The following is a 13,634-nucleotide window of genomic DNA, read 5'->3' as shown; positions in this document are numbered from 1 at the left end:
CGGCCGCTCAGCCCGGCTGCGCAGCGACGTCGACGCGCGCCGCCACGATGTCGCGCGCCAGCGCGCGCACCGCTCGGTTCGGCTCCGGACTCGTCCGCATCGCGAGTCCGATGCGCAGGGGGGCGACCTCGTCCTCGAGTTCGAGCACCGCACCGTCGTGGCGCACCCCGGAGTCCGGGACGACGCCGACGCCGAGGCCGGCCGACGCGAACCGGATCACTGCGGGCATGTCGTTCATCTCCGCGACGATCCGCCGCCGGATCCCGAGCCGCTCCAGCGCGGTGTCGAGGATGATCCGGTTGCCGAAGCCCTGCGCGGTGTCGATGAACGGCTCGTCGGCGAGCTCCGCGAGCGAGACCGAACGACGACCGGCGAACCGGTGGTCGGCGGCGGTGAAGACCCGGAACGGCATCTCCCGGAGCGGCGCCATCTCGACCCCGGCCGGGACCGCCGGGAGGCCCGTGTAGGCGATGTCGAGCCGCCCGGCGACCAGGTCCTGCACGAGCCCGGTCGTCCCGGAGGGCGAGGTCATGAGCTCCACCGCGACCAGCGGGTGCCGCTGCCGGAACCGTCGCAGCACGCCCGTGAGGTCGACGATGTCCATGCTCGTGAAGATGCCGAGCCGGACCCGTCCCCGCAGGTCGGCGTCGTCGACGGTCGCGAGGTCGTGCATCCGGTCGAGGGACTCCAGCACGGCGCGGGCGTGGGGGAGCAGGTCCTCGCCAGCGGTCGTCAGCACGAGGTGCCGTCCGGTGCGGTCGAACAGCCGGACCCCGAAGCTCCGCTCGAGTGACGCGATCCCCGCGGACACCGTGGACTGCGCCGCCCAGAGCCGTTCGGCGGCGCGGGTGACGCTGCCCTCGGCGGCGACGGTGACGAACTGTTCGAGCAGGCGGGTCTCCACCGGCTCAGTATCGATCAGGTCGATGGACGACATCAAGAGCATCCGTTGGACTCGATGGGTGTTCGGCGGCACGATCGGAGCATGTCAACCGCCACCGCATCCGCTCCCACGTCGTCGACCGTCGCCACCGCGAGCGAGCGCGTCGCCGCCCCGCGTGGACGACGAGCGCACACGCGCCGTCGGCACGGCGTCGGGTTCTGGGCCGTGGCGTTCGCGTTCCTCGCGGTGATGGCGTTCGCGACCGTGCCCGCACCGCTCTACGTCATCTACCAGGCACGCGACGGCTTCCCGACCTTCACGACGACCGTGGTCTTCGCGGCGTACGGCGTGGGCGTCGTCGGGTCCCTGTACCTCGCCGGACACCTCAGCGACGTGCACGGACGGCGTCCGCTCATCCTCGTGTCGGTGGCGCTCGAGCTCGTCGCAGCGGTGCTCTTCCTGCTCTGGAACGACGTCAGCGGCCTCATCGTCGCCCGGCTCGTGACCGGCCTCGGGGTCGGGCTCCTGACGGCGACGGCGACCGCGCACCTCGGCGAGCTGCGGGTCCGGGCGACGGGCTCGCAGTCGTCGGCCGACGGGGCGGGCGTGGTCGCGGGGGTCGTGAACCTCGGCGGGCTGTCGCTCGGAGCCCTCGTCGGAGGAGCGCTCGCGGAGTTCGTCGGGCAGCCGCTCATGGTGCCGTACGTCGTGTTCGTCGTGGCGCTGGCCGTCGCGTTCGTGGTGGTGCTCGCCGCCCCGGAGACCGTCGACCGTCCCACGTCGCCCGTGCCCTACCGCCCGCAGCGACTGCAGGCGCCGGAGGGGCAGGCCGGAGCGTTCTGGACCGCCGGCACCGCCGCGTTCGCCGCGCTCGCGGTGCAGGGACTCTTCACCTCGGTCGCGCCGACCTTCCTCGGGACGACCTTCCACGTGACCGACCGGCTCGCCGCCGGAGCCACGACGTTCGGGGTGTTCGCCGCGAGCGCGGTGTCGCAGATCGTCTTCGCCCGGCTGTCGCAGCGGGCGCAGATCCGCCTCGGGATGGTCCTGCTCGTCGGTGGTCTGGTCGTCCTGGCCGGTGCCGCGGTGGTGCTGCAGGTGGCCGGGTTCATCGGCGGCGGGGTCGTCGCGGGAGCCGGCGTCGGGCTGCTGTTCCGCGCGTCGATCGGCAGCGCCGGCGCCCTCGTCGGCCCGGAACGTCGCGGCGGTGTCCTCGCCGCGACCTTCCTCATCGCCTACGCCGGGCTGACCGTGCCGGTGGTGGCGGTCGGGGCTGCGCTCCTCGTGCTGCCGACGCTGCCCGTGCTGCTCGGGTACGTCGTGTTCGTGGTCGTGCTGGCCGTCGTCGCCGGCACCCGCCTGGCGGCGCGGGCCTGAGCGCTGGTCCGCGTCCGCGTTGAGCGTTCGGCCATGCTGCGCGTTCGGCCACGTCGAACCACGTTTCCGACATCGCACCACCGCTGGGGCGCGGCGCGATGTCGGGAACGTGGTTCGACTGCCTCCCGCGGCCGGTCCAGGAGGCGCGACACCCGTCCGGCATACTGGGCGCGTGTCCCAGAAGCGCAACCGTTCCGTCATCACCGGGGTCGCCGCCGTGCTGGCCGCCGGCCTCGTGGCCGGTGGCGTCGCACTGACGGCGCAGCGCGGTGCGGACGACCCGGTGCTCGGGGGCACGGCGGCCAGCGTCGTCCCGAGCGCGACCGCCGGCGGGGACGCGACGAAGGACGGCACGGTGACGATCACCCGCACCGGCCCGGACCTGCCCGGCGACGCCGTCCTCGACCGCTGCGACCGGAGCACCCGCGAGACCGTGGCCCGGTACGACACCGATGCGCTCGGCACGGTCGTGCTGCAGTGCGGGAACTCCGGCCAGGGCTACGAGCACATCCGCGTCCGCCACACCGCGGACTGGGAGGACGTCGTGACCGGCCACGGCTCCCGGGACTGGGACGACGCGATGCTCACCGCGGTGCAGTCCGCCCTCGAGGCACCGGCGACCGGGTACCCGCAGGACGCCGGCGACGGCAAGGTCTGCTTCGCCGCTCCCGTGCGGTTCGACGACGGGTCTCGCCCCGCGGCCGAGCCGTTCGTCCGCGTGATCGTGTCGGCCACCACCGACCGCGTGATCACGGCGTTCCCCACGAGCGACGGCGGCTGCTGACCTCGTCCCCGGGCGACGGTGGCGCGCCGGGCACCGCCTAGGCGTGCACCTCGTGCTCGTGCCGCCGGTGCGACGCCGGCTCCAGCTGGAACGTCGAGTGCTCCACGGGGACGTCGAAGTGCTCCGCCACGCACTGCTGCAGCTCGTCGAGGATCCGCGGGGCGTGCGCCGTCGAGAAGCACTCGTCGTCCACCACCACGTGTGCGGTCAGGTTGGGCACCCCGGTCGCCACGAGGGTCGCGTGCAGGTCGTGCACGGCGATGACGTGGTCGAGCTCGAGGATGTGCCCCCGGACGTCGTCGAGGTCGAGCCCCGGGGGCGTCGACTCGAGCAGCACATTGGCGGTCTCGCGCAGCAGCCGGATCGCCCGCGGCAGGATGAGCAGCCCGATCAGGATCGCCGCGACCGAGTCCGCACGCTCCCAACCGGTCACCATGAGGACCACCGCGGCGGCGATGACCGCGACGGAGCCCAGGGTGTCGTTGAGGACCTCGAGCCGGGCAGCCCGCGAGGTGAACCCCTCGCCGGAGGCCCGCAGCAGCACGGCGTACGCCACGAGGTTGCCGACGAGGCCGATGACCCCGAACACGAGCAGCGGCCCGGAGTGGATCTCGGCCGGCACGAACAGCCGCTGGATCGCCGAGATGATCACGTAGACGCCGACGGCGAGCAGGATCGCCGCCTGCGCCGTGGCCCCGAGCACCTCGGCACGCTGGAAGCCCCACGTGCGCTGCGCGGTCGGCGAGCGTCGTGCGAGCCGCGTCGCCACGAGGCCGATGCCGAGCCCGCCGGTGTCGACGACCATGTGCCCGGCGTCGACGAGCAGGGCGAGCGATCCGGTCACGACGGCACCGACGACCTCGGCCAGCAGGATCGTCGCCGAGATGCAGAACGCGATGAGCAGTGCGCGCTCGGACGCGTGCCCGTGCGGGTGCCCTGCTCCGTGGTCGTGTCCCATGCGCATCATCGTAGGGATCCGCACCGACGACATGCCAGGATCGGGACGTGACCCGGTCGCCCTACGAGCTGTCCACACCGCCCGACGTGCTGGCCCGGTTGCACCCGCGACTGTCGACGTACTTCGGTGCGATCCCGCCCGGACACGTCGGCCGCGGCGAGGGCGTCTTCGACGTCGTCGGCACACCCCGCCGCTGGCTCTGGCCGGTGCTCGCGTGGTTCGCCCGCGACGCCGTCATGTTCCCGGTCTGGGAGCGGGACGTTCCCTTCACGGTCGAGAACCGCCCGGCTCGCGTCGGTCGCGGGCGGGCGGTCCAGGAGGGTCGGATCGCCGTCCGCGCGCACCGCACCTTCCGCTTCCGCTCCGGCACCCGCACGATGGTCGACGCCATCACCGCCGGACCCGACGGGCTCGTCGACCACCTCGGTCGCCGTGGGCGCGTCAGCGCCATGCTCCGGGCGGAGGTCGACGCGCACGGCCCGGACGCTGGCGCCCTGCGCCTGGTCTCCACCCGTGTGTCGTTCCGTGCGCTGGGACGCGAGGTGCGCCTCCCGAGCCGCATCGCACCGCGTGTGACGCTCGTGGAACGATTCGATGACGATGCCGACCAGCAGCGCGTGTCCCTGGTGCTCTCCGTCCCGCTGGTCGGCACGCTGTACCGGTACGAGGGGGCGTTCCGGTACGAGATCGCGCCGGACACAGGACGGGGATGAGATGAGCGACCACAAGGGCCGCGCCGTGATCGCGGGGGCGAGCGGTTTCGTCGGGCAGTACCTGCAGGACGCCTTCCGCGACGAGGGCTACGAGGTCGTCACGATCGGCCGCACCGGGGACGCCGTGTGGGGCAACACCATGCGGATCCGGGAGCTCGTGGACGGGGCCGCACTCGTCGTGAACATGGCCGGCAAGAGCGTCAACTGCCGGTACGGGCGCCGGAACCGGGCGGAGATCATCCGCTCCCGGGTCGACACCACGCTCGAACTGGCCGAGGCGATCCGCACGAGCGAGCACCCGCCGCCGCTGTGGGTGAACGCCTCGACGGCGACGATCTACCGGCACGCCGACGACCGGCCCCAGGACGAGGCGACCGGGGAACTCGGCGAGGGGTTCTCGGTGTCCGTGGCGACCGCGTGGGAGGACGCCCTGTCCGCGGTCGACCTGCCCGGCACCCGCCGCGTGGCGCTCCGGATGGCGATCGTGTTCGGCGACGGCAGCGCCCTCGTGCCGTTGCTCCGGCTGGCGCAGGCGGGACTCGGTGGGCCGCAGTACGACGGCCCGTGGTTCCCGACGCGCTCCCGGCTCCGTGCCGGCACGTACCACGTGAACCGCCACACCCGGGGCCGGCAGCGGTTCAGCTGGGTGCACATCGCGGACGTCCTCGGGGCGATCCGCTTCGTCCGCGACCACGAGGACATCGACGGCGCGGTCAACGTGTCCAGCCCGAACCCGTCGGACAACCGCACCGTGATGGCCACCATCCGGGACGCCGTCGGGCGACGCTTCGGGATCCCGACGTGGCGGTGGATGCTCGAGCTCGGGTCGTTCGCGATCCGGACCGAGACCGAGCTCGTGCTGAAGAGCCGGTGGGTGGTGCCGACGCGCCTGGTCGAGGCCGGGTACGAGTTCCGCTACCCGCACCTGCGCGGCGCACTCGCCGGGATCATCGCGGAGCGTCGGCAGCACCGGGGCTGAGCGCCGGCGCCGGCGTCGGTGTCGGTGCCGGTGCCGGCGGGGGCGGGTCGCCGAGGTCGCTCGAACTGCCGCCCCGGCCGTCGGCGGGCGGCACGTCGTGCGACCTCGGCGGAGCGTCCGCGGCGTGTGGTGCGATCTCGACCGGTGACGACGCCGGGCGGACCCGCGCAGGGCGGGCCCGTGTCGGGCGGACCCGTGCCGGGCGGGCCCGCGCGGGCCGGGACGACCACAGCACGGCGGCCACCACGACGACCCCGGCCGCGACCTCCACCGCGTCCGGCACCTCCCCGAACGCCACCCACGAGGCGAACACCCCGACCACGGGCACGAGCATCGAGAACGGCGCGACGGTGCTCGACGGGTACGCCGCCAGCAGCCGCGACCAGATGCCGTACCCGACGAGGGTCGCCACCAGCACGATGTAGAGCAGCCCGAGGTCGGCCGGAAGCGCCTCTGCGGTGAACGCCGTCCCGAGCGCGTTCCCGATGCGCGACGGCCCCTCGACGACGAACGACAGGACGGCCATCGGCACCGGCGGCACGATCGACCACCACAGCGTCAGGTGCAGCGGGTTGGCCGCCCCGGCCCGACGGGTCGCGACGTTGCCGATCGCCCACCCGAGGGCCCCGCACAGCGCGAGCACGACGGGCAGCAGCGCGGCCGCCTGCGCCCGGTGCACGGCGATCGCCGCCAGCGCCGCCACCGCGATCGTGACCCCGATCACCTGCCGGCCGGTGAGCCGCTCGCGCAGGAACACCCCGGCGAGCACCACCGTGAACGGCGCCGACGCCTGCAGGACGAGCGACGCCAACCCGGACGGGAGCCCCGCGGCCATGCCGAGGTACAGGAACGCGAACTGCAGGACGCCGAGCCCGAAGCCGACCAGCAGGAGCCGGCCGAACGGGATCCTCGGGCGCGGGACGAGCAGCACGGTCGGGACCGCGAGCAGCGTGAACCGCAGCGCGGCGAGCAGGAACGGCGGGAAGTGCTCGAGGGCGAGGGCCGTCGCGGGGAAGTTGAGACCCCACACGACGGCGACGACCACGGCGAGGAGACGGTCACGGGTGCGCACGGGTCGATCGTGACCCAGCCGCACCGTTCAGCACCAGCGAAGAGTTCCGCACTGACGTTGTAGGCTCCCTGCATGGTCGGCTTCGACGTGCAGCTCCTCGCCGTCCTCCGCGAACTCGCCGAGCGGGGGAGCGTCACCGCCGTCGCCGAGGCCACGCACCGCACGCCCAGCGCCGTCTCGCAGCAGCTCCAGACCCTGCAGCGCCAGGTCGGCGTCCCCCTCGTCGAACGGGTCGGCCGCGGGGTCCGGCTCACCGAGCACGGCCGGGTGCTCGCCGGGCTGGCGAGCGGCGTCGCGACGGCGATCGCCACGGTGGACGCGGCGTGGCAGGAGCACCTCGGCGGCGCGACCGGGCGGGTGGACCTCGCCGTGTTCCCGTCGGCCGCGGAACTCCTGCTGCCCGGCCTGCTCACCCGGATGCGCGAGCACCCCGGCATCGACCTGGTGCTCGTCGACGTCGATGTCAGCGAGGACGCGTTCGGCCCCCTCGCCGCCGACCACGACGTCGTCATCGGGCACCGGCCGGACGGCGCCCCACCGGCCGGCCGGGAGGCGCTCGAGACCGTCCCGCTCCTCCGCGAGCCGCTCGACGTCGCGCTCCCGCTCGACCACCGGCTGGCCGCCCGCGAGCGGGTCCGCATCGACGACGTCGTCGGGGAGTCCTGGATCGGGGTGCCGGAGGGCTACCCGATCGACCGGGTGCTCACGGCCATGGCGGCGGCGACGGACACACCGCCGAGCGTCGGCTTCCGGACGATCCACCTGCCCGTCATCGAGAACCTCATCGCCGCCGGACACGGGGTGGCGCTCGTGCCGCGGTACACCTCGGGGACGCGGGCGTCCGGTCGCTTCCACCTCGCCGAGCTCGCCGACGTCCGCGCAGGGCGGCGGATCGAGGCGCTCGTCCGGCCGGACCGTGCGGTCCGCCCCGTGGTCCGGACGGTCCTGGAGGCGCTGGTCGCCGAAGCCCTGGACGTCACCACCTGAGGCGGTGACGCTGCCGGCGGGGCCGACCCGCGCCTCCAGGCCGCACTTGGTGAGCAGAAATGGTCGGGTCCCTGCTCGGGACCCGACCATTTCTGCTCACGAAACGCGCGACGCGGCGCGCGACGCGGCGCGCTACACGTCGAGGTGGTTGACGAGCTCGTCGGCGAGGCCCGTGTAGGTCGCCGGGGTGAGGTTCGTCAGCCGGGCCTTCGCGCCGGACGAGATGTCCAGGCCGTTCACGAACGCGACGAGCTCCGCCTGCCCGATGCGCTTCCCGCGCGTGAGCTCCTTGAGCATCGCGTACGGGTCCTCGATGTTCGACTGCCCGGCCGTGACCTCGGCGCGGATGACCGTCTGGATGGCCTCGGCGAGCACCTCCCAGTTGCGGTCGAGGTCCTCGGCGAGACGCACCTCGTTCACGGCGATCTCGCCCAGGCCACGGCGCAGGTTGTCGAGCGCGAGCAGCGAGTGCCCGAACGCGACGCCGATGTTCCGCTGCGTGGTCGAGTCGGTGAGGTCACGCTGGAGCCGCGACGTCACGAGCGTCTCGGACAGTGTGGAGAACAGCGCCGACGAGATCTCGAGGTTCGCCTCGGCGTTCTCGAACCGGATCGGGTTGATCTTGTGCGGCATCGTCGACGAGCCCGTGGCACCCGCCACCGGGATCTGCGTGAAGTACCCCATCGAGATGTAGGTCCACACGTCGGTCGCGAGGTTGTGCAGGATCCGGTTCGCGTGGCGCACCCGGTCGTACAGCTCGGCCTGCCAGTCGTGCGACTCGATCTGCGTCGTGAGGGGGTTCCAGGTGAGCCCGAGACCCTCGACGAACTCGCGGGAGAGTGCGGGCCAGTCGGCCTCGGGGTCGGCCGCGAGGTGCGCCGAGAACGTGCCGGTCGCGCCGGAGAACTTGCCGAGGTACTCGCCGCCCTCGATCTGGGACAGCACGCGCTCGAGGCGGTAGACGACGACCGCGAGTTCCTTGCCGAGCGTCGTCGGCGTCGCCGGCTGCCCGTGCGTGTGCGAGAGCATCGGGACGCTCTTCAGCTCGTCGGCGAGCTCGCGGAGCCTCGCCACGACGGCGCGGTAGGCCGGCAGCCACACCTGGTCGACGGTGTCGCGGACGGTCAACGCGTACGAGAGGTTGTTGACGTCCTCGCTCGTCGCGGCGAAGTGCGTGAGCTCGGCGATCGCGTCGAGCCCGAGCTCGGACAGACGACGACGGACGAAGTACTCGACCGCCTTGACGTCGTGCCGCGTCGTGGCCTCGATCTCGGCGAGCTCGGCGATCTGCTCCTGGCCGAAGGTCTCCACGACCCGGCGGAGCGCGGCCTTGTCGTCGACGCTGAGCGGCGACGTGGTGAACATCGCGTGGTCGGTCAGGAAGATGAGCCACTCGACCTCGACCACGATGCGCGCGCGGTTGAGCCCGGCCTCGGAGAGGTGCTCGCCCACCGTGTGCACGATCGGGTAGTAGCGCCCGTCGAGCGGGCTGATCGGCTGCGGGGGAAGGGGGGTCATGGGGCTCCCTGACGGACTGCCGGCTCGAGTTGGCGGAAGAGCGCCCGGCAGGCCCGTTCGACGGTCGAGAGCACTCGGTCGAACTCGTGCCGGTCCGCGTAGTACGGATCCGGTACGTCGGTCTGCTGGGGCCAGGCGTCGTCGTACCGCAGCAGGAGCGTCACCTTCGCGGCGTCGTCCATGGTCGGTGCCCACGAGCGCAGGATGCGTTCGTGGGAGCGGTCGAGTGCGACCACCAGATCGAGGTCCGGGAACCGGTCCGGATCGAACTGACGGGCGCGATGCCTGCTGCCATCGTATCCGCGCGCTGCGAGTGCTGCGATCGTGCGCTCGTCGGCGGGCTCGCCGACGTGCCAGTCGCCGGTGCCGGCGGACTCGACCTGGAACCGGTCGGCCATGCCGGCGTCCGCCGCGAGCTGGGCGAAGACGATGCCGGCCATGGGGGAGCGGCAGATGTTGCCGCTGCAGACGAACGAGACCCGGAAGGGGGCGTCGGCGTCCGGGGTCATGGGGACATCATGGCGCAGGGAGCGTCCGTCCGCGACGCTGCTGCTGTCGGGAGGCGCGGTGCCGGTCCGGTCGTCGGCCCACCCCGACGGGGTGCTCGCCGACGGGTCGTCGGCCAGCGTCACGCGCGCGGGCGGTTCAGCACCGGCCGCACGAACAGCCCGATCAGCCACGCGAACACCGCGAGCACGAAGGCGCCGACGATGCCCCAGCCGAACGAGTCGACGTGCAGCCCGAAGCCGAAGGCGTCCGAGATCCCGGCGACGATGAGCAGCAGGATCGCGTTCACGACGAACGAGATGAGCCCGAGCGTGAGGATGTAGATCGGGAAGGCCACGATCCGCATGAGCGTGCCGATGACCGCGTTCACGAGGCCGAACACGAACGCCACGAGCAGGTAGGTGAGCACGGTGGCCGTGGTGCCGCCGTCGCCGAAGGGCGTGACGGAGACGCCGCTGACGATCAGCGTGGTGAGCCAGAGGGCGACGGCGTTGACGACGAGGCGGACGAGGAATCGCATGCGTCCATGATGCCCTCCGGTACCCGCGGACGGGCCGGTAGCCTGATCCCGTGACTGACGAGCGCGTGCACATCCGGCCCGAGATCGCCGTTCTCCCCGCCTACAAGCAGGGGCGCCAGGCCGCGGCCGACGCCTTCAAGCTGTCGAGCAACGAGAACCCGTTCCCGCCGCTGCCCGGCGTCGTCGAGGCCGTGCAGGCGCAGACCGCGTTCAACCGCTACCCCGACGCCACCGCCCTCGCCGTCCGGGCCGTGCTCGCGAACCGCTTCGGCACCACCGTCGACGAGGTCCACGTCGCCCCCGGCAGCGTCGCGATCCTCCACGAACTCGCCAAGGCCACCTCCGGCCCCGGCGACGAGATCGTCTACGCGTGGCGCTCCTTCGAGGCCTACCCGGGCGTCGTCACGGTCGCGGGTGCCACGAGCGTGCAGGTGCCGAACCGCCCCGACGGCGGTCACGACCTCGACGCGATGGCCGCCGCGGTCACGGAGCGCACCCGCCTCGTGATCGTCTGCACGCCGAACAACCCGACCGGCCCGATCGTGACCGGCACCGAGTTCGAGGCGTTCATGGCCCAGGTGCCCGCCACCGTGCTCGTGGTCCTCGACGAGGCCTACGCCGAGTTCGTCACCGAGCCGACCGCCGTCCGTGGCGCCCCGCTGCTCAAGCGGTACCCGAACCTCGTCGTGCTCCGCACCTTCTCGAAGGCGTACGGGCTGGCCGGACTCCGTGTCGGGTACGCCCTCGGCCCGGCGTACGTGCTCGATGCCGTACGCGCCTGCGCCATCCCGCTCTCGGTCACGGCGCAGGGCCAGGCGGCGGCGCTCGCGAGCCTCGAGCGCGAGTCCGAACTGCTCGAGCGCGTGTCCGAGATCGCCGTCCTGCGGGACCACGTCGTCACGTCGCTCCGCGAGCAGGGCTGGGACGCACCCGACGCCCAGGGCAACTTCGTGTGGCTGCCGACCGGCGAGCTGACGGCGCACGCGACGGAGCGCTTCGAGCAGGCCGGCATCATCGTCCGGGCCTTCGGGAACGAGGGCATCCGCATCTCGATCGGGGAGCACGAGGCTGTGGGAACGCTCCTCGAAACAGCACGGTCGCTTGTGGGGGACCTCCAGGCAGCCGAGTAGTCGCTGCCGCTACGCTGGCCCGCATGTCATTCCGCGCCGCGGCCCCCGCGACGACCACCGTCCGGCTCCTCGACCCCGAGGGCCGGTTCGTGGAGACCGACGAGAACGCCGAGTTCGCCGCCGCCGCGCGGGCGATCCCGGACGAGACCCTGCTGGCGATGCACCGTCGCATGGTCCTCACCCGTCGGTTCGACCACGCCGGTCACAACCTCCAGCGCACCGGTCAGCTCGGCCTCTGGGTGCCGAGTCACGGGCAGGAAGCCGCACAGACCGGCTCCGCCTTCGCCCTCCGCGCGCAGGACCACGTCTTCCCGTCCTACCGCGAGCACGCGGTCACGATGCACCGCGGCGTCGAGCCGATGGAGATCATCGCGATGTACCGCGGCCAGACGCACGGCGGGTGGGACCCGGACGAGCGCGGCAACACCCACATCTCCACCCTGGTGATCGGCTCGCAGACCCTGCACGCCACCGGCTACGCGCTCGGGCAGAAGCTCGACGGCGACGTCGGCACGGGTGACCCCGACCGCGACGCGTGCTCGATCGTCTACTTCGGCGACGGCGCGACGAGTCAGGGCGACGTGAACGAGGCGTACGTGTTCTCGGCCTCGACGAAGGCCCCCGTCGTCTTCTTCCTGCAGAACAACCACTGGGCGATCTCGGTACCGGTGTCGGTCCAGTCGCCGACCCCGCTCGTCGACCGTCCGCGCGGCTTCGGGATCCCGAGCGTCCTCATCGACGGCAACGACATCCTCGCCTCCTACACGGCCTCGGTCGTCGCCACCGACCACGCCCGCAGCGGCCAGGGCCCGGCGTTCATCGAGGCCGACACGTACCGCATCGGCGCGCACACCAGCTCCGACGACCCGAGCCGCTACCGCGCCGAGGGCGAGCTCGAGGACTGGGTCCGCCGCGACCCGATCGTCCGGTCCGAGGCGTACCTGCGCTCCAAGGGCGCGACCGACGAGCAGTTCGCCGCGTTCGACGAAGAGGGCGAGGACATCGCCGCCGACGTCCGCCGCCGCACCGTGGCCCTGACACCGCCGTCCGTCGACGTCATGTTCGACAACGTCTACCGCGAGCCGCACCCGCTGATCGCCGAGCAGAAGGCCTGGCTCGAACAGTACGAGGCCGGCTTCGAAGGGGGCGCCCACGCATGAGCACCACCGAGCAGCTCTTCGACTACACCCTGCGCTCCCACCCGGGTGCCGGCGAGGTCCCGAGCGACCCCACCCCGACCCTGACGATGGCCAAGGCGCTCAACGCCGGGCTCGCCGCCGCGATGCAGGCGGACGACAAGGTCCTGCTGATGGGCGAGGACATCGGCGCACTCGGCGGTGTGTTCCGCATCACCGAGGGCCTGCAGGAGAAGTTCGGCCCCGAGCGCGTGCGGGACACCCCGCTCGCCGAGGCCGGCATCATCGGCACCGCGATCGGCCTGGCCCTGCGCGGCTACCGCCCGGTCGTCGAGATCCAGTTCGACGGCTTCGTCTGGCCGGGCTTCGACCAGATCACCTCGCAGCTCGCGAAGATGGCGAACCGGCTGCCGGCGCACATGTCGCTGCCCGTCGTCATCCGCATCCCCTACGGCGGCCACATCGGCGCCGTGGAGCACCACCAGGAGTCGCCCGAGGCGTACTTCGCGCACACCCCGGGTCTCCGCGTGGTCAGCCCGAGTACGCCGAACGACGCCTACTGGATGATCCAGGAAGCAGTGGCCTCGAAGGACCCGGTCGTCTTCCTCGAGCCGAAGTCGCGCTACTGGCCGAAGGGCCAGGTGGACCTCGTCGACGGGCACGTCCCGATGCACACGACGCGCGTCGCCCGCACCGGCACCGAGGTCACCCTCGTCGGCCACGGCGCGATGGTCGCCACGCTCATGCAGGCGGCGGAGATCGCCGAGGGCGAGGGCACGAGCTGCGAGGTCATCGACCTCCGCTCGATCTCGCCGATCGACTGGGAGCCGCTCCTGGCGTCGGTCCGGAAGACCGGTCGTCTCGTCATCGCGCAAGAGGCCTCCGGCTTCGTCAGCGTCGGCAGCGAGATCGCCGCGACCGTCGCCGAGAAGGCGTTCTACACGATGCAGGCACCCCCGCTCCGCGTCTCCGGGTTCGACGTCCCGTTCCCGGTGTCGAAGCTGGAGCACCTGCACCTGCCGGACGCCGACCGCGTCCTCGAGGCCGTCGACCGCGCCCTCGCCTACTGA

Annotated in this window: 14 protein-coding genes; 8 read left to right on the top strand and 6 right to left on the bottom strand. The window is 72.4% G+C overall.

The features are described 5' to 3' along the window. Positions 1–7: 7 nt before the first annotated feature. Complete coding sequence (locus BIV03_RS09810; RefSeq protein WP_175475792.1) at positions 8–937, bottom strand: LysR family transcriptional regulator; 930 nt, start codon at positions 935–937, stop codon at positions 8–10. Positions 938–985: 48 nt separating this feature from the next. Here BIV03_RS09810 and BIV03_RS09805 point away from each other — a divergent pair, with 48 nt between their 5' ends. Together BIV03_RS09805 and BIV03_RS09800 are read left to right on the top strand one after the other, a co-directional pair. Next, positions 986–2,260, top strand: a complete 1,275-nt coding sequence (locus BIV03_RS09805; protein ID WP_071295547.1) for an MFS transporter — start codon at positions 986–988, stop codon at positions 2,258–2,260. A gap of 172 nt (positions 2,261–2,432) precedes the next feature. After that, positions 2,433–3,044 (top strand): hypothetical protein, encoded by a 612-nt coding sequence (locus BIV03_RS09800; protein WP_071295546.1) that lies wholly within the window; start codon positions 2,433–2,435, stop codon positions 3,042–3,044. Between the two features lie 37 nt (positions 3,045–3,081). On the opposite strand, the gene BIV03_RS09795 is transcribed toward BIV03_RS09800, so the two are convergent. Beyond that, positions 3,082–4,002 (bottom strand): cation diffusion facilitator family transporter, encoded by a 921-nt coding sequence (locus BIV03_RS09795; RefSeq protein ID WP_071295545.1) that lies wholly within the window; start codon positions 4,000–4,002, stop codon positions 3,082–3,084. Positions 4,003–4,049: 47 nt separating this feature from the next. Between BIV03_RS09795 and BIV03_RS09790 the strand changes: the two genes are divergently transcribed. Continuing rightward, entirely contained in the window at positions 4,050–4,715 is a 666-nt protein-coding gene (locus BIV03_RS09790) for a DUF4166 domain-containing protein (RefSeq protein ID WP_071295544.1), read from the top strand. A 1-nt stretch (position 4,716) separates the two neighbouring features. Beyond that, on the top strand, positions 4,717–5,694 hold the full coding sequence (locus BIV03_RS09785) for an epimerase (RefSeq protein WP_071295543.1): 978 nt from the start codon (positions 4,717–4,719) through the stop codon (positions 5,692–5,694). On the opposite strand, the gene BIV03_RS09780 is transcribed toward BIV03_RS09785, so the two are convergent. Continuing rightward, on the bottom strand, positions 5,663–6,766 hold the full coding sequence (locus tag BIV03_RS09780) for an EamA family transporter (protein ID WP_071295542.1): 1,104 nt from the start codon (positions 6,764–6,766) through the stop codon (positions 5,663–5,665). The genes BIV03_RS09785 and BIV03_RS09780 overlap by 32 nt on opposite strands. Positions 6,767–6,838: 72 nt before the next feature. Between BIV03_RS09780 and BIV03_RS09775 the strand changes: the two genes are divergently transcribed. Further along, complete coding sequence (locus tag BIV03_RS09775; RefSeq protein ID WP_071295541.1) at positions 6,839–7,753, top strand: LysR family transcriptional regulator; 915 nt, start codon at positions 6,839–6,841, stop codon at positions 7,751–7,753. A gap of 132 nt (positions 7,754–7,885) precedes the next feature. Here the strand turns inward: BIV03_RS09775 and purB are convergent, their stop codons facing one another. The 3 genes from purB to BIV03_RS09760 form a co-directional block, all read right to left on the bottom strand. Further along, on the bottom strand, positions 7,886–9,271 hold the full coding sequence (purB, locus tag BIV03_RS09770; protein WP_071295540.1) for an adenylosuccinate lyase: 1,386 nt from the start codon (positions 9,269–9,271) through the stop codon (positions 7,886–7,888). After that, positions 9,268–9,780, bottom strand: a complete 513-nt coding sequence (locus BIV03_RS09765; RefSeq protein WP_070419277.1) for a low molecular weight protein-tyrosine-phosphatase — start codon at positions 9,778–9,780, stop codon at positions 9,268–9,270. The genes purB and BIV03_RS09765 overlap by 4 nt, the downstream gene beginning before the upstream one ends. Positions 9,781–9,899: 119 nt before the next feature. Further along, the gene (locus tag BIV03_RS09760) at positions 9,900–10,298 is read right to left on the bottom strand and encodes a phage holin family protein (RefSeq protein WP_071295539.1); all 399 of its coding nucleotides are present in this window, start codon (positions 10,296–10,298) and stop codon (positions 9,900–9,902) included. 50 nt (positions 10,299–10,348) lie between these two features. Between BIV03_RS09760 and BIV03_RS09755 the strand changes: the two genes are divergently transcribed. From BIV03_RS09755 to BIV03_RS09745, 3 genes are all read left to right on the top strand, one after another. After that, positions 10,349–11,428, top strand: a complete 1,080-nt coding sequence (locus tag BIV03_RS09755; RefSeq protein WP_071295538.1) for a histidinol-phosphate transaminase — start codon at positions 10,349–10,351, stop codon at positions 11,426–11,428. 23 nt (positions 11,429–11,451) lie between these two features. Next, positions 11,452–12,588 (top strand): thiamine pyrophosphate-dependent dehydrogenase E1 component subunit alpha, encoded by a 1,137-nt coding sequence (locus BIV03_RS09750; RefSeq protein WP_071295537.1) that lies wholly within the window; start codon positions 11,452–11,454, stop codon positions 12,586–12,588. Between the two features lie 86 nt (positions 12,589–12,674). Further along, positions 12,675–13,634 (top strand): alpha-ketoacid dehydrogenase subunit beta, encoded by a 960-nt coding sequence (locus BIV03_RS09745; protein WP_070419276.1) that lies wholly within the window; start codon positions 12,675–12,677, stop codon positions 13,632–13,634.

Origin of the sequence: Curtobacterium sp. MCBA15_016 (assembly GCF_001865105.1) — a bacterium.
In the GTDB taxonomy this organism is placed as follows: domain Bacteria; phylum Actinomycetota; class Actinomycetes; order Actinomycetales; family Microbacteriaceae; genus Curtobacterium.
Note: the sequence above shows the minus strand (reverse complement) of the source record. Positions and strands in the feature narration are given on the sequence as shown.

Coding starts and splice junctions, on each gene's coding strand:
- BIV03_RS09760 (WP_071295539.1), bottom strand. CDS start 10,298: ATGCGATTCCTCGTCCGCCTCGTCGTCAACGCCGTCGCCCTCTGGCTC.
- purB (WP_071295540.1), bottom strand. CDS start 9,271: ATGACCCCCCTTCCCCCGCAGCCGATCAGCCCGCTCGACGGGCGCTAC.
- BIV03_RS09810 (WP_175475792.1), bottom strand. CDS start 937: ATGTCGTCCATCGACCTGATCGATACTGAGCCGGTGGAGACCCGCCTG.
- BIV03_RS09785 (WP_071295543.1), top strand. CDS start 4,717: ATGAGCGACCACAAGGGCCGCGCCGTGATCGCGGGGGCGAGCGGTTTC.
- BIV03_RS09745 (WP_070419276.1), top strand. CDS start 12,675: ATGGCCAAGGCGCTCAACGCCGGGCTCGCCGCCGCGATGCAGGCGGAC.
- BIV03_RS09805 (WP_071295547.1), top strand. CDS start 986: ATGTCAACCGCCACCGCATCCGCTCCCACGTCGTCGACCGTCGCCACC.
- BIV03_RS09765 (WP_070419277.1), bottom strand. CDS start 9,780: ATGACCCCGGACGCCGACGCCCCCTTCCGGGTCTCGTTCGTCTGCAGC.
- BIV03_RS09795 (WP_071295545.1), bottom strand. CDS start 4,002: ATGGGACACGACCACGGAGCAGGGCACCCGCACGGGCACGCGTCCGAG.
- BIV03_RS09750 (WP_071295537.1), top strand. CDS start 11,452: ATGTCATTCCGCGCCGCGGCCCCCGCGACGACCACCGTCCGGCTCCTC.
- BIV03_RS09775 (WP_071295541.1), top strand. CDS start 6,839: ATGGTCGGCTTCGACGTGCAGCTCCTCGCCGTCCTCCGCGAACTCGCC.